This is a genomic window from Terriglobales bacterium (genome assembly GCA_035691485.1).
In the GTDB taxonomy this organism is placed as follows: Bacteria; Acidobacteriota; Terriglobia; order Terriglobales; family Acidobacteriaceae; genus JAIQGF01.
Map to the genome: position 1 here is coordinate 33817 of DASSIZ010000023.1, position 22132 is coordinate 55948.

A 22132-nucleotide genomic window follows, 5' to 3' on the forward strand; every position below is an offset into this window, starting at 1 on the left:
ACGACGCCAGCGACTCAGGGTTGGTCACTGCGCCTCGCCAGAGTCGGCCGTTGCTCAGCCAAAATATTGTACAGAGAGATGCAGAGAGGGCTGGCCGAAGCCAGCCCTTTTTCTGCCCAGGAACCCCCAAACAGGCGGGCTAGAAACGCGTCGTCAGACCGAGGGTGACCATGCTGGCGTCCTTGTAGGTCGGGAATCCGAGCAGCGGCGTGGAATCGAGCCGCTGGGGAGCGCCGATATGCCACCCAGAGCCGGACCAGGTGTAGTTGTAGCGCTGAAAAGCGGCCTTGAAGATGAAACGTTCGCTGATGCGGTGCGTCAGGTACGTTTCGTAAACTTCGCCGCGGGTTTGGGTCTTGGGGGCGATGATGTCGTCCTCCGCATTGGCAAAGTTGAACCAATACTTGGACCCCTGGTTGAACTCGAAGCCGATTTTCGTTTTACCGTCGTTTTGCGGGAAGCTGTAACGCAGTCCCACGTAGAACATGTGCCCCTCTTTGTTGGTGGGAACATCAAAGGGATTGCTGCCCAGGCCGCCGAAGGGCGTAGTGGTGCCATTGGGGCGCAGGCTGTCCCAGTTGCCGCTCACAAACATATCCACTGGGCCGAACTTTTTTTGCGCGACAATCCCGAACAGGTTGATGCCGCCCAAGTTCGCCGATGGCGTGTAACGCATGATTACCGGCGCCCCGATTGCCTCACCCGTAACCGGGTTGTTCGGGAGGACGATCTCGCCGTTGAAACCGTCGGTCACATTCCAGGCATGTGCCGCCAGCACCTGGACAAAAGCGCTGTCGCTTTCATACAGGTCGCTCATGACGCCCATGAGGTGAACGCTCTTGAGGCGGTCGGCCGGCGTTTTGAGCAGGTTCCCATTGCCGAAACCGGAGGAATAGCCAACGCCATAGCACGCCCGGAGCGTAGTTTTCGGGGTGAGATGGTAGCCCAATGTCATGCCGTCGTATTGATAGTCGAACAAGGCGCCGGCAGGGGTTCCGCCGCGTGGTTCGTCTTGCCGGAAATTAAGCGGCGGGCCCCCGGTGGAGGGGCGGCGCCCGATCGAGAAATACAGGTTGGAACCGCCGATATTGGTCCAGTTGAAGTACGCACGCTCGACCCGAACCATGTCGCCGGAAGGCACGCCAGCTGTGGCGCCGTCAATTGCCAGCGTGTTGGGCTGGCCATTGAACATCTGAACGCCGGTGGAGTCGCCGAATACCTTGTACATACTGAGCCGCGCATCCACGCTGACGTTATCCGAGACCTTGGCGTTGAAGCGCAACCGCAGACGATTGGTGAACAGGGCGTCGGTGTCATCCTTGTAGCCGGGGGTGTAAACCCCGGGAGCCTGCATCAGGTACCCCATCAACTGCTGTTGCATGGCCGCCGGGAACTGTCCCATCGACGACTTCAGTTGGTTGAAGGTCAGATTGTTGCTGAAGTATTGATAGGAGCCGTAGTTGGTGGCAACCTGGCCATCCAGGAAGCCCTTGAATTGCGCCGGAGTCATGGCTTGCAGCATGGCCGGATCAAAGGGCATGCCGAGCCCGCCTTGGGCAGTAGGCGCCGTCGCCCACAACGTGCGCACCACCAGGTTCTGAAGGTTCATGCCGTCATAGTAAGAGGGCACATTGCCGCGGATGGAGTGTGCCTCGAAGCGGTAGTCCCCGCTCCAATTCAGCCGGTCGGCATAGGACTTCTTTTCCGTCTCGCGAACGCGTTCGTCAATGTCCTTGACGTTGGCCTGGAGCTCGGGAACAGAAACCGTATCCTTGGCCGAGGATTGCGGCTGCTGCGAGGATTTCTCCTGCGCCGACAGACGCTGCTCCAGGGCCGTAATCGTCTTCTTGAGTTGGTCCACTTCCTGGCGAAGCTGTGTCGTGTCGTCCGCCTTGGGGGGCGGCGATTGCGCCCACAGCCCCGTCGTGATCAACAGTACCAGGACTGCCAGTATGAGCCTGCGCATGATGATTTCCTCTCCGCGATGAATTTCGAGCACCTACGAAGCTTCCGTGAAGGAGGGTGGTCGGCCTCTCCTGGAACGGAATGTTGCGCCGGTTCGGTTGCCGTGGCTGTGATGCCGGTCACGGATTGCTGTGTTGCGAAATATCGAAACTGAGAAGTTGCGAAACTCACGCGACAACGTGAGGCGCGTCACAGACGTTTTCGGGCTTCGCGTCCAGACTCTGTTCAAACAGTTGCGAAATATCGCAACTGTGCAGGAGAAGAAAACATGCAACGCAGCAGGCCGACCATCCTCATGCTTGCACTCATCCTGGCTCTCGCGGTGGCCGTATCGGCCGCCAGCAAGGGCAGCGACACCAAGGGCAAGTACTACTTCAAGCAGAATTGCAAGACCTGCCACACCAAGGGAGCTGCCGGAGGCGAGATCACGCCGCTGAACAAGAAGATGTCGCAGTGGACGACGTACTTTCAATCCGGCAAGCACGCGCACGGCAAAGAGCCGCTGACCAAGTACATGTCCGAGGAGCAGCTGCGCGACGTGGAAGCATTCTTGACCAACCACGCCGCGGATTCGCTGCAGCCGGAAACCTGCGGCAAGGACTAGCCGCCTCCACCAGCGCCGGTCCGGCATGCGGGCGGGCGCATCAGGCGAGGAACTATGGACCGCCGACGATTCTTGACTTTCGCGGCGGGAGGGGCGGCGGGCGCGGCACTGGCGTCATCGGTGTCATGCGTCCAGCCCTTCCTGAAGAAGCAGCCGGTGGCGGCTGCGGCGCGCCAGGATATTCCCACCACGTGCGAGATGTGCGTCAACAAGTGTTCCATCATCGCGGTGGTGGAAAACGGAAAAATCAGCAAGCTCAATCCCAACCCGGAGAGCCCGCGCTCGCGCGGCATGGTCTGCGCCCGCGGCAATGCCGGGCTGCAGCAGGTCTATGATCCGGCGAGGCTGAAGAAGCCGCTCATCCGCGCCGGCGCTCGCGGCGAAGGCAAGTGGAGGACGGCGAGTTGGGAGGAAGCTTTCGATTTCGCCGCCGGCAAGCTGGCCAAGGTCAAGGAGCAGTACGGTCCCCAGGGAAGCATGTGGTCTTCGACGGAGAGCTTCGCCGAGACTTTCTTCAAGAGCCTGGGACTGGCCTTCGGTTCGCCCAACGTGGAGCGCCATCCCACGCTCTGCCTCGCCTCGGTGAACCTGGCCTACTCGCTCACCTTCGGCACGGTGCCATCTTTTGATCTCGCCAACGCTCGCTACATCATCATGTCGGGCGCGAACCGGTTGGAGTCTTTCATCATGCCGGACACGGTGGACCTGATCGGGTCCACGACGGAACGCAAGGCCCGCCTTATCTACCTTGATCCGCGTTTCACCGTCACTGCCTCGAAGGCAGACGAGTGGTTCCCCATCAAACCCGGCACCGATCTCGCTTTCGTGCTGGCCATGTTGAACGTCATCATCGGCGAGCAGCGTTACAACAAAGAGTTTGTAGCGAACTACACGTCCGGCTTCGATCAACTGGCCGAACACGTCAAATCCCACACACCGGAGTGGGCGGAAATCGAAACCGAAATTCACGCCAATGACATCCGGCGCGTGGCGCGCGAGTTTGCCGATGCCGCCCCCCGCGCTGTGTATTATGCCGGACGCCGCTCGTCGTGGTACCGCGAAGACTTCCAGTTCCGCCGGGCGCAAGCCATCCTCAATGCGATTGTGGGGAACTGGGACCGTCAGGGTGGGATGGTTCCAAACGCCAAAATCGCCCTCGGCGAGTTGCTCTTCCTCCCTTGGGACGATCCGACAGCGCCGCGCGTGGATGAAATGGATAAGAATTTTCCGTTAGCTGCCAAGGGCGATGGAGCGTATTTGAAAATGCGCGAGAACGTCCTGGCCGGTGTTCCCTACCCGGTAAAGGCGTGGATGGTGCACAAGCAAGATCCAATGAACGCGTTGCCGGAGCAGGCGAAGACCGTGCGCATGATCGAGCAGATGGACTTCCTTGGCGTCATCGACGTACAGATGAGCGACACCGCCTGGTACGCGGACGTTGTTTTTCCCGAATCCAGCTATTTGGAACGCCAGGATCCGATTGAAGTGCTGCCCGGAATCGTGCCGGTGGTTGTCTACCGGCCTCCTGTCATCAAGCCTTTGCACGACACGAAATCGACATTGGAAATCGTGCAGGGACTCGCCAAGCGGCTAGGACTGTCACAGTACTTCGATTACACCATCGACAAATGGGTGGATGCGCAAGCGAAAGGTCTGCCGCTGGACACGCCGTTGGAGTACCTGAAGCACCATGGCGTGTGGTCGCCGCCGGATGGAGCGAAATACGGCGCCACCCTGAATCCAGATCACCGCTTCGTGACCAAGTCCGGGAAGATCGAGCTTTACTCCGAGCGGTTGCAGGAGGCGGGTTACGATCCGCTGCCCGTTTATCACACGCCGATGCAACCGCCAACCGGCACCTTCCGCCTGATCCTGGGTCGACGCGCGTACTTTACCCAGGCAAACACTACCAACAACCCGTGGCTGAACACGTTCGCGCCGGAGAACGTGTTGTGGATGCATCCGCGAGCGGCGAGGCAAGCCGGGATCGACGACGGGCAGATGGTTGAGGTCGCCAGTTCCGTGGGCTCTTTGCGGTTGAAGGCCAGGGTCACACAGGAGATTCGTCCCGATTGCGTGTTCACCATGCACGGGTACGGGAAGCGATCGCAGTGGCAGCGCCTGGCCGCGGGTCGCAATGCGTCGGATGCAGAGATCATCGAAACCGCGTGGGACAAAGTGTCCGGCGGAGGCGCTTTCCACGAGACCTTTGTGAAGGTCAGAAAGGCATAGGGTCATGGCGGCAAAGCAAAGACGCTTCGCGATCGTCATTGATGGCAGAAAATGCATCAACTGCAAAGCCTGCAACGTGGCTTGCCGCGCCCAGCACGGCGTGCCGATCAAGCACAGTCGCAACTGGATGAATGAGGAAACGCGCGGCGAGTTTCCCCGGCTGCTGGCGGTGTTTGAGCCGGAGCAGTGTCACCACTGCGAACACCCGGCTTGCGTCAGGGTGTGTCCGACCGGCGCGTCCTACCAGCGTCCCGACGGCATTGTGGCGGTCAACGATTCCGACTGTGTCGGCTGCCGCTATTGCGTGATCGCTTGCCCGTATGACGCCCGTTTCTTCCGCGAGGACCGGGGTGTGGTGGAGAAGTGCGATCTGTGCGCGAAGCGAGTTGACCGCGGCGAGCTGCCGGCATGTGTGGAGACATGTCCAGGCAAGGTGCGCACCTTCGGCGACATCAACGATCCTGACAGCAAGCTGGCGCAACTGCTGGCGACGCGTCAGTACCACTTTAAGAAATCGGAAGCGGGTACCGGCCCGCACCTTTACTACCTTTTGTGAGGAGCCGCCCGTGAAGACGATGGAGTGGGGATTTCTCATCATCTTGTACCTTTTTCTCGGCGGGCTTTCAGCGGGCCTGTTCTTCGCCTCCGCCGTCGCGACGTTCTTCAACGATGCCGACGACCGTCTCAAGCGCATTGCGCGCTGGGGCGCCTTGCTGGCGCCGTGGCCGGTGGCGCTGGGCAGTACCGTCCTGATCTTCGACTTGGGGAATTGGTACCGGTTCTACAAGCTGTTCCTGCACTTCCGCTGGGTGAGCCCGATGTCAATCGGGGCCTGGTTGCTGATGCTGTTCACGCTGGTGTCGCTGGTTTATGCCTATGCCTGGTTGCTGGAGAAAGAACGGCAGTGGCTGTTTTCGAAACTGCCGCGGCCCTTCAGCTTCCTGCAAGCGCTGAACGTTGACATTGACACCTACCGGCGCACGTTGGCGGCTATCGGGACACCTCTCGCGGTGGGAGTGGGAATCTACACCGGGGTGCTGCTGGGCGCGGTGCAGTCGCGACCCTTCTGGAACACGAATCTTGTCGCGCAGTTATTCCTGTTTTCGGCTCTTTCGACTGGTTGCGCGGTCCTGATGCTGGCATTCGCCCTCAGCAGAAAGGCGGTGGCCGTCGAGGAACTGCGCATGTTGTACGTGCTCGACATTGGATTGCTCACGCTCGAGTTTTTCATCGTGCTGCCCTATCTGGTACACGGACAGCTTTCGGTGGAGGCGGTCCGCGATTCCCTCCATCTCATCTTGGGTGGGCCGTTTACGGTCGTGTTCTGGGTGTTTTTTCTCTGGTTCGGCCTGTTGCTGCCGCTGGGGATCGAGATTGGCGAAATGATGCCGGCACTCTTGTATAAGTCCTCGCTCCACGCGCGCAAGTGGCTGGTTGGCGCCACCGCAGTGCTAATTCTCTCCGGCGGCTTTCTGCTGCGGTATGTCTTCGTGTTCGCGGGCCAAATGAGCGCATTTAAGTAAGCAAAGGTCTCATCATGCACAATGGAAATCATCAGGCATTGGAAGACGAGATTTACGACCGGCAGGTAGGTATCTGCAAGGCCTTCGCCAATCCCACCCGGTTGCGAATTTTGGACATGATCGCCACTCGCGACCAGACCGGCTCTCAGCTGCAGCGCAAGCTCGGCGTCAGTACCGCCAACCTCTCGCAACACCTTGCGGTCCTGAAAGCGGCCGGCGTGATCATCACGCGCCGCGAGGGGAAGCACCTGCACTGCTCGTTGGCTATCCCGGAAGTGAAACAAGCGTGCCACCTGATCCGCAATGTGCTGCGGGCGCAGCTGCGCAATGGACAGCGGCTTGGGGTGTAACCCCAATGTGACCAGCGTCACAGAGCGGGCGGACATGGGTCGTGTACCATAGGCTCAGTTTCGCAGTTATGAAACTGATAAACCTATGACACGCAAGAACAACGGAGTCAAAAACGAAATCTTCGAGCGGCAAGCCGCCATCTGCAAGGCTTTTGCCCATCCCACTCGTCTGCATTTGCTCGATCTGCTGGGCAAAGGTGAGTGCGGTGTAGGCTCGCTGCAGAACCGGCTCGGCATCAGCAAGGCCAACATCTCACAGCACCTGACCGTGTTGAAGTCGGCGGGCGTGGTGATCACCCGCCGAACCGGCAAACAGGTCTATGCCGCGCTGGCGATCCGCGAGGTCAAGCAGGCCTGCCATCTCATCCACCGAGTGCTTCGGACGCAGATCCGCAAGCAGCATCGGCTCGCCGGCTAACCTTTCTCTCCCAGCCGATCATGCGAACCGATCTCAAGAACGCGATCGCGGAACTGCGAAAAGGCGATTCCGATGCCATGGAGCGGGCGCTGGCGTCACTGCAGCAAACGGCGTTTGCCTTCAGCATGAAGGTGTGCGGCCATCGGGAAGATGCAGAAGACACGGCCCAGGAGACCCTGATCCGTGCCATGCCGGAACTCGCGCACTTCGACAGCCCGGAAGCGCTTGCGGTCTGGCTCTACAAGGTTGCGCGCAGCCACTGCCTGATGCGCCGCCGGCGCAGCAAATTCGCGGGCAAGCAAGACCTGTCGCTGGAAGAGCTCATGCCCGACCGCGCCGAACTGGAAGCATTGACCGCATCACGGCAGTCCGGCCCGGAGCAACAGCTATTGCGCGAAGAAAGCCGCGAAGAGCTGCAGCGCGCCGTGCTGAAAGTTCCGCCCGACTATCGCATGGTGCTGGTGCTGCACGACATGGAGGAACTGTCCACGGAGGAGGTGGCGCAGGTGACCGGCCTGCGTCCGGGCACGGTGCGCGTGCGCCTTCATCGCGCACGGATATTCCTGCGCAACGAACTGGCACTGAAGGGCAAGCCGATTGTTACCCGCCGGAAGGCGCAACCCTCGGCGCGTTGCAAGCGGCTGTTTGCGATGCTGTCGGATTACCTCGACCAGGAAATCGATCCCTCTCTCTGCGACAGCGTGGATGGCCATCTCGGGGATTGTCCGCCATGCAAGGCATACCTCGCCAGCCTGGAGGAAACCGTCCGCCGCTGCCGGCGCCATTGCACCGAGGAACTCAAAACTGAAGTCCGGGCGCGAGTGCGCGAACTGATTCGGGAATCCGCCCTCGCCAAGGCCGCACGCTAGCCGCCATGGATCACCGACCCGAAGCCAAGTTTCTGTAACAATTCTCCATTGGAATGCATTTATCAGTGCTCTCTTATGGAGGTTTGCCGTGATCCAAGCTTCAGTCGTGCTGACGCATCCCACGGGAAACGGGCGTCAGTTTGTGGTCACCACCGGCAGCGGACATCACCTGATCGTTGACGACGCGGTCGGCGCCACCGGCCCTAAGCCCATCGAACTGGTCGCTGCTGCCCTGGCCGGTTGCACAGCCTTTGACGTCATCAACATCCTGCGCAAGAAACGACAGAACATTACCGCCTATGAGGTGCACGTCGAGGCGGATCAGCCGGCCGACCCACCGCAGGTGTTCACGAAGGTTCGCATCCGCCACATCGTCACGGGAGTAAGTGTTGACCGTGAGGCGTTGGAGAGCGCCATACACCTATCGGAGACGAAGTACTGCTCCGTAGGCGCCATGGTGCAGAAGAGCGCCGAGTTGAAGACCACCTACGAAATTATTCCTGCCAACGTTGCCGAACTGGTCGAAGTGGGAGTCCACGGGCAATGAAGCAGCCGGCAATGATGCTGGTGGCGCTGCTGGCCGTCCTGATTCTGCCGGCGATCGCTCTCGCTGAAAACAAATTGACGCTGGAGGAAGCCGTGACCACGGCGCTGGAGAAAAATCCGGCGCGCAAGGCGACGATCTACGAAAAGCGCGCCGCCTCCGCTGATATCGGTTTGGCGAAGTCCGCCTTGCTGCCGCAACTGGGCTTCAGTGAAGGGTTCCAGCGCGGTAATGACCCGGTATTCGTGTTCGGCAGCCGCCTTCGCCAGCAACGCTTTTCCTCCGCTGATTTCGCACTGAACCGCCTGAACACCCCCACCCCGTTCAGCAACTTTGCCACGCGGTTTTCCGGGCAGTGGCGGTTGTTCGATTCCGGCGTAAGTTGGTTGCGCCTGCGGCAGTCGAAGCGGATGGACGAGATCGCTGCGCGCAAGTTGGAGCGCGTCGACCAGGAGTTGGTCATGCGCGTCATCGACGCGTACACAGGTCTGCTGCTTGCGGCAAAACAACAGCAGGTCGCCGAAGACGCGTTGAAGACTTCACAGTCGATTCTCGATCGCAGCCGCGCCAACGTGCAGGCCGGGATGGCGGTGGAGAGCGATCTGCTCAGCTCACAGGTGAGTTATGCGAGCCGCGAGCAGGAACTCATTCGGGCCCGGCATGCCGTTGCGCTGGCTCAAGCGCAACTGCGCCATGAAATGGGCATTGCGCCGGACACGCAGTTCGAGGTAGAGGAACTTCTCGCGGAGAAGGTATTTCCGTCCGTCCCGCTCGCTGAATTGGACCAAATGGCGTTGCAGAACCGGCCGGATTTGCGAGGCTTGGTCGCGCAGCAAGCGGCGCAGTCCGACAGCGTTCGCGCCGCCAAAGCCGCCTATGGCCCGCGCCTGAATGCAATCGCAGACTGGGAAGCGGATAATCCGCGCTTGGGCGGGGCCGGAGGCAACAACTGGCTGGCCGGCGTGGAGATTCAGCTCGACTTATTCGACGGAGGAGCAAAGCGCGCGCGATTGCAGCGCGAGCACGCCGTCAAAGACCGCGTTGACGCTCTGCACGATGCGGCGGTGAGCAGTATCCGCCTCGAAGTACGAAAGGCATACCTCGACCTGGACGCTGCGCGTCAACAGCTGCAAGTGGCGCGCGCCGCGGTTGAACAAGCACAGGAGAGCCTCCGCATTGGGCAGAACCGTTATGAAGCGGGGCTGAGCACAATCACCGACCTGTTGCGCATGCAGGACGCGTCGGTGCGAGCGCAGACCGATTACGCTCAGGCAATCTACCGCCTGCGCACCAGCTACGCCAACCTCGAGTTGGCGACCGGCACTCTGGGCGTCAGCTCACTCGTGGTGAAGCAATGATGAGAGAAACCAGTTTCGTGATGCTGCTCGTCGCAGCGATGTTGTTATTCGGATGCAGTGCCGACAAGGCTAAGCCTGTGCGCGCGCCGGAAACGGTAAGCGGTCTCGAGCTGCTGGATGTCCAGCGCAAACCGCTACCCGATTATTTGGAAGCGGTCGGTACCGTGCGAGCATTGCAGACCAGCCAATTATCAGCGCAAATCGTCAGCGCCGTGGTCTCGGTCCCTGCACAAGAGGGGAAGCGTGTTCGCAAGGGCGAAGTCTTAGTTGTTCTTGATGACGCGCAACAGCGGGCGGCACTGGAACGGGCGTCCGCGGCGGTCAACGCAGCACAGCAGGACGTTGTCGCCTCCGAGGCGGACTACACGTTGGCCAGCTCGACCCTGGGCCGGTACCAGAATCTGTTCGACAAAAAATCGGTGAGCCCACACGAGATGGACGAGGTGCAGGCGCGCGCCAAGTCGGCCGCGGCACGCCGCGAGCAGGCCACGGCCGCAATCGCGCAAGCCAGGGCCATGGAAGCGCAGGCACGTGCGGCTTTGGGGTATACGCGTATCCGGGCTGCGTTTGACGGCATGGTGACCGCTAAGCAGGTGGATCCGGGCATGCTGGCCTCACCCGGCGTGCCGCTGGTCACAATCGAAGACACGCGAGGTTTCCGCCTGGAAGCTTCGGTCGATGAAGCCGATTTGCGGACGGCCAAGCTCGGTGAGGCGGTGCCGGTCGCGATCGACGCCCTCGGAAGCGAATTGCAATCCAAGGTCGTGCAGATTGTTCCCGCAGCCGATCCGGCGAGTCGCAGCTTCATCGTAAAGCTGGAACTGCCTCCCGACGCGCGACTGCGTTCTGGCGTTTTTGGCCGCGCTCGCTTTCCGCGGGGACGCCATGACGCCGTGATTGTGCCGCGTGCAGCCGTCATTGAACGTGGACAAATCCAGGGAGTGTACGTGGTCGGGAAGGAGGGCCAGATTGAGCTTCGGTATGTGACGCTGGGACGTCTATCCGGCGCCGAAGTTGAGGTTCTCTCCGGGCTGTCGGGTGGAGAGCGCCTGATTGCATCGCACGGAGGCCGCGAACTTTCAGGAAAGAGGGTCGCGAATTGAGCCCGGGCATGAACAATACGCTGGGCGCCGCCGGCAAAATCGCGCGCGCCTTTATCGTCTCCAAGCTGACGCCGCTGATGATCACCGCTGCGCTGCTCCTGGGCGCGTTTGCGATCTGGCAGACGCCGCGAGAGGAAGAGCCGCAAATTGTCGTTCCAATGCTCGATGTCTTCGTGCAGATGCCAGGCGCTTCCTCGGCCGAAGTCGAGCAGCGCGTCACCATCCCGATGGAAAAGCTGATGCGGGAAGTGCCGGGCGTGGAATACATCTACTCGATCTCCCAGCCCGGCATGAGCATGGTGATTGTGCGTTTTTACGTCGGGCAGAAAGAGGAAGACGCGATCGTCCGCACGTACAACAAGCTGTACTCGAATTTCGATCGCATTCCGCCCGGTGTTTCCCAGCCGGTGATCAAGGTCCGTTCCATCGACGACGTCCCGATCATGGCACTCACGCTCTGGGGGAAGAACTACGATTCTTTGGCGCTTCGCCGCATTGCGGGTGAGATCGAGAATTCGATCAAGCAGCTCGACGACGTTTCGGAAACGAAAATCGTCGGCGGGATGCCGCACAAGGCGCGGGTCGTGCTCGACACGGAGCGACTGGCGGCGTATGGACTTTCACCGGCGCAAGTGGCAGCGCGATTGGACTCGGCCAATCAACAGGCGCGTGCCGGGGAGTTCGCCCGCGACAACCGCGAAATCCTGGTGGACGCAGGCCGTTTCCTATCCAGTCCAGAAGAATTGCAGCAGGTTGTTGTCGGCGTTCACGGGGGTAAGCCGGTTTACCTGCGAGACGTGCAGAAAATCCAGAACAGTCTCACCGAAGCGGACAACTACGTTCTCTTCGGTAATGGCGCCGGTTCAGGCGATTCCCGGCAATATCCCGCAGTCACGATCACCGTCGCCAAGCGCAAGAACACGAACGCCAGTGTCATTGCGGAACGTGTGCAAGACAAAATTGATTCTCTTCATGGTTACCTGCTGCCTTCCGACCTGAACGTCACCATCACACGGAACTACGGCGAGACCGCGAAAGATAAATCGAACGAGCTTTTGAAGCACTTGCTGCTGGCCACGATCTCGGTCACGCTGCTCATCGCGCTCGCGCTGGGGTGGCGCGAGTCGGGTGTGGTCCTGGTTGCGATTCCGGTGACACTGGCCCTCACCCTGGCAATTTTTTACTTCTTTGGCTACACGCTGAACCGCGTCACCCTGTTCGCCCTAATCTTTTCGATCGGCATTCTGGTGGACGACGCCATCGTCGTGATCGAAAACATCGTTCGCCATCTGCGTCTGCCGGCCAACGCGGGCCGGGAGAGAATCGATATAGCAGTGGAAGCGGTGGACGAGGTTGGCAATCCTACTATTCTTGCCACCTTCGCTGTGATTGCCGCAATCCTACCCATGGCGTTTGTCCGCGGCCTCATGGGGCCGTATATGCGACCCATCCCGGTGGGTGCTTCGGCGGCAATGATCTTTTCGCTGCTGGTCGCGTTCGTGATCTCGCCATGGGCAGCCCTGCGACTCATCGGCGAACACGCTGCCCACCATGGCGCCAAACACGAAGCCGAAGGCTGGACCACCCGCCTCTATCGGAGAGTGATGAACCCGCTGATAGCAAGCGGGCGCAATCGCGCGCTGTTTTTCGTCGCCGTAGTTGCGCTTCTTGCCCTGGCAGTACTGCTCATCCCACTGAAACTCGTTCGCGTCAAAATGCTGCCATTCGACAACAAAAGCGAATTCCAGGTCATCGTCGATATGCCGGACGGCACGACACTGGAGCAAACCACGGCGGCCGCGCAGGCAATGGCGGCGAGGATAGTGCAGGAACCCGAAGTCGCTAACTACCAGATCTATTCCGGCACCTCGGGACCGTACAACTTCAACGGTCTAGTGCGGCATTATTTCCTTCGCAGCGGCACAAACCAGGCAGACATACAGGTCAATTTACTGCCAGGCAAGCAGCGCGGCGCGCAATCGCACGATATCGCCCGGCGTGTTCGTCCGAAACTGCAAGCCATCGCGCGGCAATTCGGCGCTCGAATCAAGGTCGCCGAGGTGCCACCCGGGCCACCGGTTCTGCAAACGCTTGTTGCCGAGGTCTACGGTCCAGACCGCCGGCAACAGGTTGACCTCGCGCGCCAGGTCAAGGACGTCTTTCAGAGCACTCCCGGTGTGGTGGACGTTGATTGGTACGTTCAAGATCCCCAAGACCAGTACACGTTCAAAGTAAATCTCGACAAGGCGGCATTGAACGGCGTTTCCGCCGCCGACGTCGCCCGCACCATGCAGATCGCGCTCCACGGCGGCACCGCCGGTCTCCTGCATCGCCCGAATGCGCGCGAGGATGTTCCCATCGAGGTGCGCCTCTCCCGCAGCAGTCGTTCCGGGCTCGACGAATTGCGGGCTCTTAAAGTGCCCGCCGGCGGCGGGGGCATGGTTGCTATCGGCGAAATCACCGAGGTCGAGAAGACAACGCTCACGCCTTTCATCTACCGCAAGAACCTGCGTCCCGTGGTGTATGTCACAGGTGATGTCGCGGGCGAGGAAGAGAGCCCGGTCTATGCCATTCAGAAAATGAAGGAGGCCGTCGGCAAAATCAAACTGCCGGCGGGGTACGCGATTGAGCAGGACATGGGAACGGCGCTCCCAGAACACTCCGAACGTTTTGCCATAAAGTGGGACGGCGAGTGGCACATCACCGTTGAAGTATTTCGCGATCTCGGCTTGGCCTTCGCCGCCGTGCTCGTGCTGATTTACGTGCTCGTGGTCGGCTGGTTCGGATCCTTCCGAACGCCGCTGGTCATCATGGCGCCGATTCCTCTTACGCTGGTGGGAATCTTGCCGGCCCACGCCCTGCTGGGTGCGTTCTTCACCGCAACCTCGATGATCGGCTTCATCGCGGGCGCGGGTATCATCGTTCGCAATTCCATCATCCTGGTCGATTTTATTGAACTGCGTCGCAAGCAAGGCATGTCGCTGGAGGAAGCGGTCGTAGATGCCGGAGCCGTGCGCTTCCGTCCTATGCTGCTGACCGCCGCGGCTGTTGTTGTGGGCGCGAGTGTCATTCTCTTCGACCCCATCTTCCAAGGGCTCGCGCTTTCGCTGATGGCCGGTGAAGTGGCTTCCACCGTGCTTTCCCGCATGGCGGTTCCGGTGCTCTACTACATAAGCCAGCGCCCCGGCAGAGGAAGAGGCACGTTGTCATCGCTGAAAACCGCAGTAGTGAATGTTCCTGAGGAGGTCGCTCCATGACCATTGATCGATACTTGCGCCTGATTGCCGGTTCATTTGTCACGCTGTCGGTGGCTTTGGGTTACTGGATCAGCCCGTACTTCTTCCTTTTTACAGCCTTCGTGGGTTTGAACTTGTTTCAGTCCGCTCTGACGAACTGGTGCCCGATGATGACATTCCTCCGATGGCTAGGAGTCCCGGAACGGCGTTCCGCAGCAGAAACTGCCGTGAAGGCGTGTTGCGGGCAATAGTGCGGTTTGCATTGACGCCCGTCACTCGCTAACGATTCGCGGAATGTGCGTTCCACTTCCGCTCTGACGTAGCGGTTGGAGCAATCGCCGTTACAATACGTTCATGCCCGAAACCAAGGCCGAACGCGCCTCCCTCCTGGCGCGCGTGCCGATTTTTTCCGATCTCTCTGATGCGGAACTGAAGTTTCTGTCGGACCGTGCGGTGAATAAGCGCTATGCGGCGGGCGAACTGATCTTTGGCGAAGGTGATCCCTGCTCCGGGCTGTACATCGTCGAATCGGGCGCGGTACGCATCTTCAAGACCTCTGCGGGCGGACGCGAGCAAGTGCTGACCGTTGAGCAGGCGGGCAACTCGATCGCGGAACTCCCGGTCTTCGACGGCGGGGCCTATCCGGCGTCGGCGGCGGCAGTCGACGAAGCAGCCATCCTATTCATCAGCCGCAGCGATTTTCGCGCCCTCTGCCTGCAGCATCCGGAGGTCGCGCTCAAGGTGTTGCGCATGGTCGGCCTGCGCCTGCGGCGGCTGGTCAACATCATCGAGGAACTTTCCTTCACCACCGTCCGCCACCGCCTGGCCGCGCTCCTGATGCGCTTCGCTCACGAAGCCGGACATCGCTCGGGCTCAGCACGGTTCACGCTCAAGGCCAACAACCAGGAATTGGCGTCGCAGATCGGCACCGTGCGCGAGCTGGTTTCGCGAAACCTCAGCCGCTTCCAAGCCGCAGGCCTCATCCAGATGGATGGCAAAGACGTAACCATACCCGACCTGGCAAAGCTTGAAGCCGAGGTCCGGTCCGAAGAATAGGGCGCGTCGAGCGGAAGATTCAGCCCGCGTACGACATTCTCCGCTGTGACATAAGTCATCGGCGGCGGTCGCTTTTCCCCTTTACTCTCGTCCCGGGAGTTGACGATGGGACCGAAATCACTACAGGTTCTGCTGACCGAGCACGAGGATGCCAGGAAAATCCTGGCGGAATTGGGCGCTTTACTGGGCGGCATGTCCTCCGATGTCTTAGACAAACAGAAAGGAAACGCAGTCATGCCAATCACTACGAGCAAGACCGTCCGCGAACTCGCCGTTGAAAACCCCCAGGCTACCCGCGTATTCGAGAAACTCGGCATTGATTACTGTTGTGGAGGCCACAAGTCTCTGGAAGAGGCCTGCGCAACCGCGAACACGCCTGTAGACCGCGTGCTGCTGGCGCTGGAACAGGGGTTCGATGTGGCGGCGCCCGCGAAGGAGCGCGACTGGAACACCGCCGGTCTTGATGCTCTGGTAGATCACATCGTCGACAAGCACCACTCCTACGTGAAGAGCGAAGTTCCGCGTCTGCAGGCGCTGCTCTCCAAGGTCATCGGCGTCCACGGCAAGAATCATCCTGAACTCGAGCGCGTGCGGGACGCATTCACCGAGCTCGGCATTGAATTGGCGGCGCACCTGATGAAGGAAGAGCAGATTCTGTTTCCGTACATAAAACATATGGCAAGCGGAGAGAAATGCCCGTCGTGCTTCGGCACGGTGCAGAATCCCATCCGGATGATGATGATGGAGCACGATAATGCGGGAGTAAAGCTCCGCGAAATCCGCCAGGCCACCAGCGACTACACGCTCCCGCAGGACGCCTGCTTCAGTTACGGCACGCTTTTCAGCGCACTCCGCGAGTTCGAGGCCGACCTGCACGAACACATTCACCTGGAGAACAATATTTTGTTTCCGCGCGCGATTGCGGCGGAAGGTCAGTAAGCCGCTTCCCATTTACGGTTTCCTCGCGGCCAGACCAGAGCGGAATTGTTGAGTAGAATGTCTGGGATGAATCGGGGTCGCGCGATCCAGGGTCGCGCGATCCAGGTACTCCTATGAACAGCAGCCCGTCCAGCGCGCGGCATCTCGCGCTCGGCACCATCACGTTCGCCATATGCTTCGCCGCGTGGGGGCTGATCTCCGCGTTCGCTCCGATATTCCGGCAGCGCTTTCACCTGACTGCTTCGCAAACCGCGCTTCTCGTCGCCGTGCCGGTCCTGCTCGGATCGCTCGCTCGTATCCCGGTGGGCATGCTGACAGACCGCTTCGGCGGGCGGATCATCTTCGCGCTGCTAACGGCATTCGTTGCCTTGCCTCTCCTAGCTGTCCCCAACGCGAGCGGGCTGCGCCAGCTGCTGACCGTCGCTTTCTTCCTCGGAATGGCAGGTTCTTCCTTTGCGACCGGCGTCGGCTATGTCTCGCGCTGGTACCCGATGGAACGCCAAGGGAGTGCGCTCGGCATCTACGGATTGGGGAATATCGGCCAATCGGCAGCGGTGTTCCTCGGCCCGGTCATCGCGCTGAGGTACGGTTTCGGGACCGTGTACCGCGGAATGGCGACCCTGTGCGCCATTTGGGCCGTCGTCTTCTTTGTGTTGGCCCGGAACGCGCCGGTTACGGTGCGTCCGAAATCGGTCGGCGAGATGCTACGAGTGCTCGGGAGTGAACGGCTGGCATGGGTGTTGGCGGCGTTCTACTTCCTAACCTTCGGCGGCTTTGTTGCGTTTTCGATTTATCTACCCACGCTGCTCAAGGATGACTTCGGTCTCAAGCCGGCTGATGCCGGACTGCGCACCGCCGGGTTCGTGGTTCTGGCGACGCTGATGCGCCCGATGGGCGGATGGCTTTCCGACAAGATCGGCGGCGCGCGCGTGCTGAGCGGCGTCTTCTTTGCCATCGCATTATTCGCGCTATTGCTCGGATGGAAAGCGATGGTGCCGTTCACCGTCGGCGCGCTAGGCTGCGCGGCCCTGCTGGGAATTGGGAATGGCGCGGTATTCCAGTTGGTGCCCCGATACTTTCCGACAGAACGCGCGACCGTCACCGGGTTGGTTGGCGCAATGGGCGGCATGGGCGGATTCTTTCCTCCGCTGCTGCTGGGATTGTTCCGCGACCGCATCGGCGTAATCTGGCCAGGATTCATTCTGCTGGCGGCTACCGCGCTGGCAATGTGGTGCATCAATCGCATCGTTTTTGTGCCCCAGCAGGAATCGCTGGAAGCTATCTTGCCGCCGCAGCTGCGGCGCACCGTCGATTCCATTCGCGCCGGCGCATGGGCGACCACGTGGACGGCGCTACTGGTCGCCGCGATCGTCGTCGGCTCGCGCAGCCTGGAGAATTTCGACCCGGCGCTGGTGGTTTACACGTTCGCCGTGATCTTCGCCGCCTGGGGCGTGATCTATCACTACCACGTATGGATACAGAAACCGCCGACCAAGGTCTACTGGCGCCGCGGGTGGCAGTTGTTCTGGCAACGAGGACCGTTGCGCGGCCTGGGGCGGATTGTCATCACGGCCGGAACCCACATTTTCGCGCAGACATTCATCGGAAAGCGGTCAAGGCTGCGCTGGCTGATGCACCAGTTCATCTTCTGGGGCTGCTTGCTGGCGGTTGCGATCACCTTCCCGCTGGTGTTCGGCTGGATCAACTTCACTACGCCGCTCTCCGATCAGAACACTTACATCGTTCACCTCTTCGGGTTCGACGTGGGACGCGTGCCGATCCACTCATTGGCGGCGGAGATCATGTTCCACGGGTTGGACATCGCCGCATTTCTCGTCATCGCCGGCATCGCGCTGTCGTTCTGGCGTCGCCTGCGCGACGAAGGCGCACAGGCCGTGCAAACGGTCATGATGGATTTCTTCCCGCTGGTCCTGTTATTCGCGATCTCCATTACAGGGGTGGCACTCACGGTTTCGCAGGTGTGGCTTGGCGGCGCGGCGTACTCGTTTCTTGCCATTCTTCACGCCATCACCGTCATCGCGGGCCTGCTTTATCTGCCGTTTGGCAAGTTCTTCCACATATTTCAACGCCCGGCGCAGCTCGGAGTGAAGCTCTATCAGCGCGTCGGCGAGTCCGGCGAAGGCGCAGCCTGCGCGCGCTGCGGGCAGCGGTTCGCCTCGCGCATGCACATTGACGATCTGAAAAAGGTGCTACCGCAGCTTGGGTTCGACTACACCATGCCGGGGCCGGCGGGAAACTGGCAGGAGCTCTGCCCGGCGTGCAAGCGCAAGGCGCTGGCGACCGCGCAGCTTCGGCTGCAGGAGGAGGCCCGTGGCTAAGCCACCGCTCGCGCCCGACGTGCTGATCGCACAATTCGGTCCGCACCAGCAATTTGAGCCGCCCGGCGGATGGCGAAACGAATCAACTCATCCCGCCGAGAAGCTGGTGAAAACGCATTGCTGTTTCTGCGGCCAGCAGTGCGGCATTCAGCTGAAAGTCCGCGAGAACACCATCATCGGGTTCGAGCCGTGGGAGGAGTTCCCTTTCAACAAGGGGATGCTGTGCCCTAAAGGGGTCAAGCGCTACATGCAGTCGTCGCATCCCGACCGGCTGCTGCATTCGCTGATGCGCACCGACCAGGGATTCCGCCGAGCGACATGGGATGAAGCGCTGGACTTCACGGTAAAACGAATCCGCGACATCCAGGCGCAGCATGGAAAAGATGCAGTGGCGGTGTACGGCGGTGCATCGCTCTCGACCGAGAAATCGTACCTGCTGGGCAAGTTCGCGCGGCTGGCCGTCGGCACCCGGCATATCGATTACAACGGCCGGCTATGCATGGTTTCGGCGGGTACGGCGTACAAGCTTGCGTTCGGAATTGATCGCAGCACGATTCCGTGGAGCGACATCCCGAAAGCGAATGTGCTGTTCGTGATCGGAGCCAACATCGGCGATTGCGCGCCGATTACAACCGATTACATCTGGCGCTGCCGGGACAACGGCGGGCGGCTCATCGTGGCTGATCCGCGGATGACGCCCATCACGCGTAATGCTGACCTTTACCTGCCGATTCGTCCCGGCACTGACCTGGCGCTACTTTTGGGCATGCTGCACGTCATCGTGCGCGACAAACTGGAAGACCCCGATTTCATCGAAAAATACACGACTGGGTGGGGCGAAATGGCTGCTTCGGTGCAGGGCTATGACCCGCGTACGACAGCAGAGATGACGGGCGTGCCGCCCGAGGCCATCGAAAAAGCGGCGCACTGGATGGGCGAATCGGAGCGCGTGATTGCCCTGCATGCACGTGGCCTCGAACACCAATCCAAGGGCGTCGAGAACTGCCTGGCGGTGATCAATATCATGCTCGCGCTGGGCCAGATCGGGCGCGAAGGTTGCGGACCGACGATGATCACCGGCCAAGGCAATGGCCAGGGCGGCCGCGAGCACGGACAGAAATGCGATCAACTCCCCGGCCAGCGCTCGCTTACCGATCCCGCCGCGCGCAGATACATCTCGCAGGTATGGGGGATCGCCGAGAGCGAGTTGCCGCAGCCCGGCCTTTCAGCGCAGGAGATCATGAACGCCATCCATGGGGGCGAGATCAAAGCGCTGTTCTCGATCTGTTTCAACCCGCTGGTCTCGCTCCCTGATGCCAACTTTACGCGCCAAGCGCTTTCCAAGCTGGAGTTCTTCGGCGTCATCGATTTCTTCATGAGCGAGACGGCGGGATACGCGGACGTCGTGCTCGCAGGCAGCCTGCACGAAGAGGAAGAAGGGCTCGGATGCAGCGCCGAAGGTCGCGTGATTCACTGGGTTCCGAGCGTGAGTCCACCGGGCGAAGCGCGGCGCGATTCCGACATTATTGTGGATCTCGCCCATCGGCTGGGCCGCGGGGAGAAGTTCCCGTTTCACTCGCCACGCGAGATTCTGGAAGAGTTGCGTGTCGCCTCGAGGGGCGGCGTCGCCGATTATTTCGGAATCACATACGAGAAGGTGGACGCCAACAAGGGCGTGTTCTGGCCATGCCCTGCACCTGAGCACCCCGGGACCCCGCGCCTCTTCGACGACAAGAAGTTTTACACCAGCGATGGCAAGGCGCACTTCAATGTGACGACATGGCGTGCCAGCGGCGACCCCGTTGATAACGATTACCCCATATATCTGACGACCGGCCGCGTTGTGAGCCAATATCTGAGCGGCACACAGACACGGCGCATCGGGGCGCTGCTCGAACAATATCCCACGCCCCGTGCCGAGATCCATCCGCGGCTTGCGGATCAGCACGGAATCAAGGACGGCGACCTGGTCACAGTTACGACGCGGCGGGATGAGATCACCGTGCCTGCCATGGTGGTAAGAACAATTCGCCCAGACACGGTTTTTATTCCTTATCACTGGCCCGGAATTCGCAGTGCCAACCGCCTCACCCATCGCACCCTCGACCCGCGGAGCAAGATTCCAGAATTCAAAGTGTCGGCTTGCCGGATCCGCAAGGGCGCAAGCCGTGATGCCGGCCCCGATGACCGCGAAGCGAGCGGAACGGAGGCACTGTAGTGTTCGGGTACAGCTTCTACATTGACCCGTCGCGCTGCATCGGCTGCCGTTCATGCCTGCAGGCATGCGAGGAATGCGAGACCCACCGCGGTAAGTCGATGATCAACTTCGACTACCTCGACCGCGCACAATCGATCAGCACCATAGCCATGGTCTGCATGCACTGCGACGAGCCCACGTGCGCACAGGTATGTCCGGCCGATGCCATCAAGAAAGGCGACGACGGCATTGTCCACTCCTCGCTGAAGCCGCGTTGCATCGCCTGCAACAACTGCGTCCTCGCCTGCCCATTCGGCATTCCAAAAATGATGGAAGCGGAACAGCAGATGATGAAGTGCGACATGTGCTACGACCGGACTTCGATCGGCAAGCGGCCCATGTGCGCCACCGTCTGCCCCAGCCAGGCGCTTGCGTATATCCGTCCTGAGGACGCCGCGCGCCGGCCGACCCGGCCGGCAAACGTGTTTCAGTTCGGCAACCAGACCGTGCGCACGCAGGTCGGCATCATGCTGCCGGCGCAGTTCGACGCGCTCAGCGTGGATGTCGCCGACTACATCTGGGAGAAGGAAACCGCATGAGCCCGCAGGATGCGAGCAGCCCTTTATGGAAAGACGAATTCAGCGTCCACACCGCTGACGAGCGTTACGTCAGCCGCCGGCAGTTCACCAAATTCCTGGTTCTCACCAGCCTGGCGATGTTCGTCGGGCAGCTATGGATCCTGGTGAAGTCCTGGCTTACACGAAAGCCAAGTGCTCCGCCCGCGCAGTCCGTCGCGCGAATGGGAGAGATACAGGTTGGCGAGGTGAAGCTCTTCAGCTACCCGACGGCGCTGGATCACTGCATCATGATCCGCACGGCGGCCGATACTTACGTCGCCTACAGCCAGAAATGCACGCATCTGAGCTGCGCGGTCTACTACTCGCAGAAGAGCAACAAGCTTGAGTGCCCATGTCACAAGGGATTCTTCGCCGTGGATGACGGGCGCGTGCTGGCCGGCCCGCCGACCCGCTCTCTCCCGCGCATCCTCCTGGAAAATCGGGGCGATCAATTGTTCGCCGTCGGCATACGCGAGGAGGGCTGACGTGGCCTACGATCCCGCAAAGCTGCCTCCTCAGATGAGAGGATTAAACGCCATTACCGGCGCTATGTGCCTGATCGTGATCTTGCTGGTCGTGCAGATCTGGCTTCTGAGCGCGACGCTGGAATCGTATCTGGCGGGGCGGCACAACGCGGCATTGCCGGCCACCATCATCTCCGGCGTGATGTTTGTCTGTTGCTTTGGGCTGTACCTCTTTGTAAACGCCATCGACCGCAGGATCCACTAACCTCTGCGAATGCGACATCAAGGCGCTTAACTGTTGCTTCCATGGGCGCCGGG

At 60.6% G+C, this 22132-nt stretch carries 20 protein-coding genes; 19 read left to right on the forward strand and 1 reads right to left on the reverse strand.

The features are described from left to right. Positions 1–139: 139 nt before the first annotated feature. On the reverse strand, positions 140–1966 hold the full coding sequence (locus tag VFI82_03185; protein ID HET7183660.1) for a DUF3373 family protein: 1827 nt from the start codon (positions 1964–1966) through the stop codon (positions 140–142). A gap of 267 nt (positions 1967–2233) precedes the next feature. On the opposite strand from VFI82_03185, the gene VFI82_03190 reads away from it, so the two are divergent. The 19 genes from VFI82_03190 to VFI82_03280 all read left to right on the forward strand — a co-directional run bounded on the left by VFI82_03190 (position 2234) and on the right by VFI82_03280 (position 22079). Beyond that, positions 2234–2569, forward strand: a complete 336-nt coding sequence (locus VFI82_03190) for a cytochrome c (protein HET7183661.1) — start codon at positions 2234–2236, stop codon at positions 2567–2569. A 54-nt stretch (positions 2570–2623) separates the two neighbouring features. After that, on the forward strand, positions 2624–4801 hold the full coding sequence (locus tag VFI82_03195; protein ID HET7183662.1) for a molybdopterin-dependent oxidoreductase: 2178 nt from the start codon (positions 2624–2626) through the stop codon (positions 4799–4801). A 4-nt stretch (positions 4802–4805) separates the two neighbouring features. After that, complete coding sequence (locus VFI82_03200; protein HET7183663.1) at positions 4806–5357, forward strand: 4Fe-4S dicluster domain-containing protein; 552 nt, start codon at positions 4806–4808, stop codon at positions 5355–5357. 19 nt (positions 5358–5376) lie between these two features. Beyond that, a complete protein-coding gene (gene nrfD, locus VFI82_03205; GenBank protein ID HET7183664.1) occupies positions 5377–6324 on the forward strand; it encodes an NrfD/PsrC family molybdoenzyme membrane anchor subunit in 948 nt (315 codons plus the stop codon). 14 nt (positions 6325–6338) lie between these two features. Further along, the gene (locus VFI82_03210) at positions 6339–6674 is read left to right on the forward strand and encodes a metalloregulator ArsR/SmtB family transcription factor (GenBank protein HET7183665.1); all 336 of its coding nucleotides are present in this window, start codon (positions 6339–6341) and stop codon (positions 6672–6674) included. 85 nt (positions 6675–6759) lie between these two features. Next, positions 6760–7092, forward strand: a complete 333-nt coding sequence (locus VFI82_03215) for a metalloregulator ArsR/SmtB family transcription factor (protein ID HET7183666.1) — start codon at positions 6760–6762, stop codon at positions 7090–7092. 20 nt (positions 7093–7112) lie between these two features. Further along, entirely contained in the window at positions 7113–7961 is an 849-nt protein-coding gene (locus VFI82_03220; protein ID HET7183667.1) for a sigma-70 family RNA polymerase sigma factor, read from the forward strand. An 88-nt stretch (positions 7962–8049) separates the two neighbouring features. Beyond that, on the forward strand, positions 8050–8508 hold the full coding sequence (locus tag VFI82_03225; GenBank protein ID HET7183668.1) for an OsmC family protein: 459 nt from the start codon (positions 8050–8052) through the stop codon (positions 8506–8508). After that, complete coding sequence (locus VFI82_03230) at positions 8505–9863, forward strand: TolC family protein (protein HET7183669.1); 1359 nt, start codon at positions 8505–8507, stop codon at positions 9861–9863. The genes VFI82_03225 and VFI82_03230 overlap by 4 nt, the downstream gene beginning before the upstream one ends. Continuing rightward, positions 9863–10966 carry an efflux RND transporter periplasmic adaptor subunit gene (locus VFI82_03235; protein HET7183670.1) on the forward strand — a complete coding sequence of 368 codons (1104 nt, stop codon included), beginning with the start codon at positions 9863–9865 and terminating at the stop codon, positions 10964–10966. Before VFI82_03230 ends, VFI82_03235 begins: the two co-directional genes overlap by 1 nt. 8 nt (positions 10967–10974) lie before the next feature. Continuing rightward, a complete protein-coding gene (locus VFI82_03240) occupies positions 10975–14223 on the forward strand; it encodes an efflux RND transporter permease subunit (protein HET7183671.1) in 3249 nt (1082 codons plus the stop codon). Then, positions 14220–14453, forward strand: coding sequence for a DUF2892 domain-containing protein (locus VFI82_03245; GenBank protein HET7183672.1), 234 nt, complete (start codon positions 14220–14222; stop codon positions 14451–14453). Before VFI82_03240 ends, VFI82_03245 begins: the two co-directional genes overlap by 4 nt. 103 nt (positions 14454–14556) lie before the next feature. Beyond that, entirely contained in the window at positions 14557–15258 is a 702-nt protein-coding gene (locus VFI82_03250) for a Crp/Fnr family transcriptional regulator (protein HET7183673.1), read from the forward strand. Between the two features lie 105 nt (positions 15259–15363). Next, a complete protein-coding gene (ric, locus tag VFI82_03255; protein HET7183674.1) occupies positions 15364–16197 on the forward strand; it encodes an iron-sulfur cluster repair di-iron protein in 834 nt (277 codons plus the stop codon). Between the two features lie 113 nt (positions 16198–16310). Further along, positions 16311–18536, forward strand: coding sequence for an MFS transporter (locus VFI82_03260; GenBank protein ID HET7183675.1), 2226 nt, complete (start codon positions 16311–16313; stop codon positions 18534–18536). Then, complete coding sequence (locus tag VFI82_03265; protein ID HET7183676.1) at positions 18529–20754, forward strand: molybdopterin oxidoreductase family protein; 2226 nt, start codon at positions 18529–18531, stop codon at positions 20752–20754. The genes VFI82_03260 and VFI82_03265 overlap by 8 nt, the downstream gene beginning before the upstream one ends. Then, positions 20754–21332 (forward strand): 4Fe-4S dicluster domain-containing protein, encoded by a 579-nt coding sequence (locus tag VFI82_03270; protein ID HET7183677.1) that lies wholly within the window; start codon positions 20754–20756, stop codon positions 21330–21332. The genes VFI82_03265 and VFI82_03270 overlap by 1 nt, the downstream gene beginning before the upstream one ends. Next, positions 21329–21835: a Rieske 2Fe-2S domain-containing protein gene (locus VFI82_03275; GenBank protein HET7183678.1), complete on the forward strand. Its 507-nt coding sequence runs from the start codon at positions 21329–21331 to the stop codon at positions 21833–21835. The genes VFI82_03270 and VFI82_03275 overlap by 4 nt, the downstream gene beginning before the upstream one ends. Before the next feature lies 1 nt (position 21836). After that, positions 21837–22079: a DUF6755 family protein gene (locus VFI82_03280; GenBank protein ID HET7183679.1), complete on the forward strand. Its 243-nt coding sequence runs from the start codon at positions 21837–21839 to the stop codon at positions 22077–22079. Positions 22080–22132: the final 53 nt, after the last annotated feature.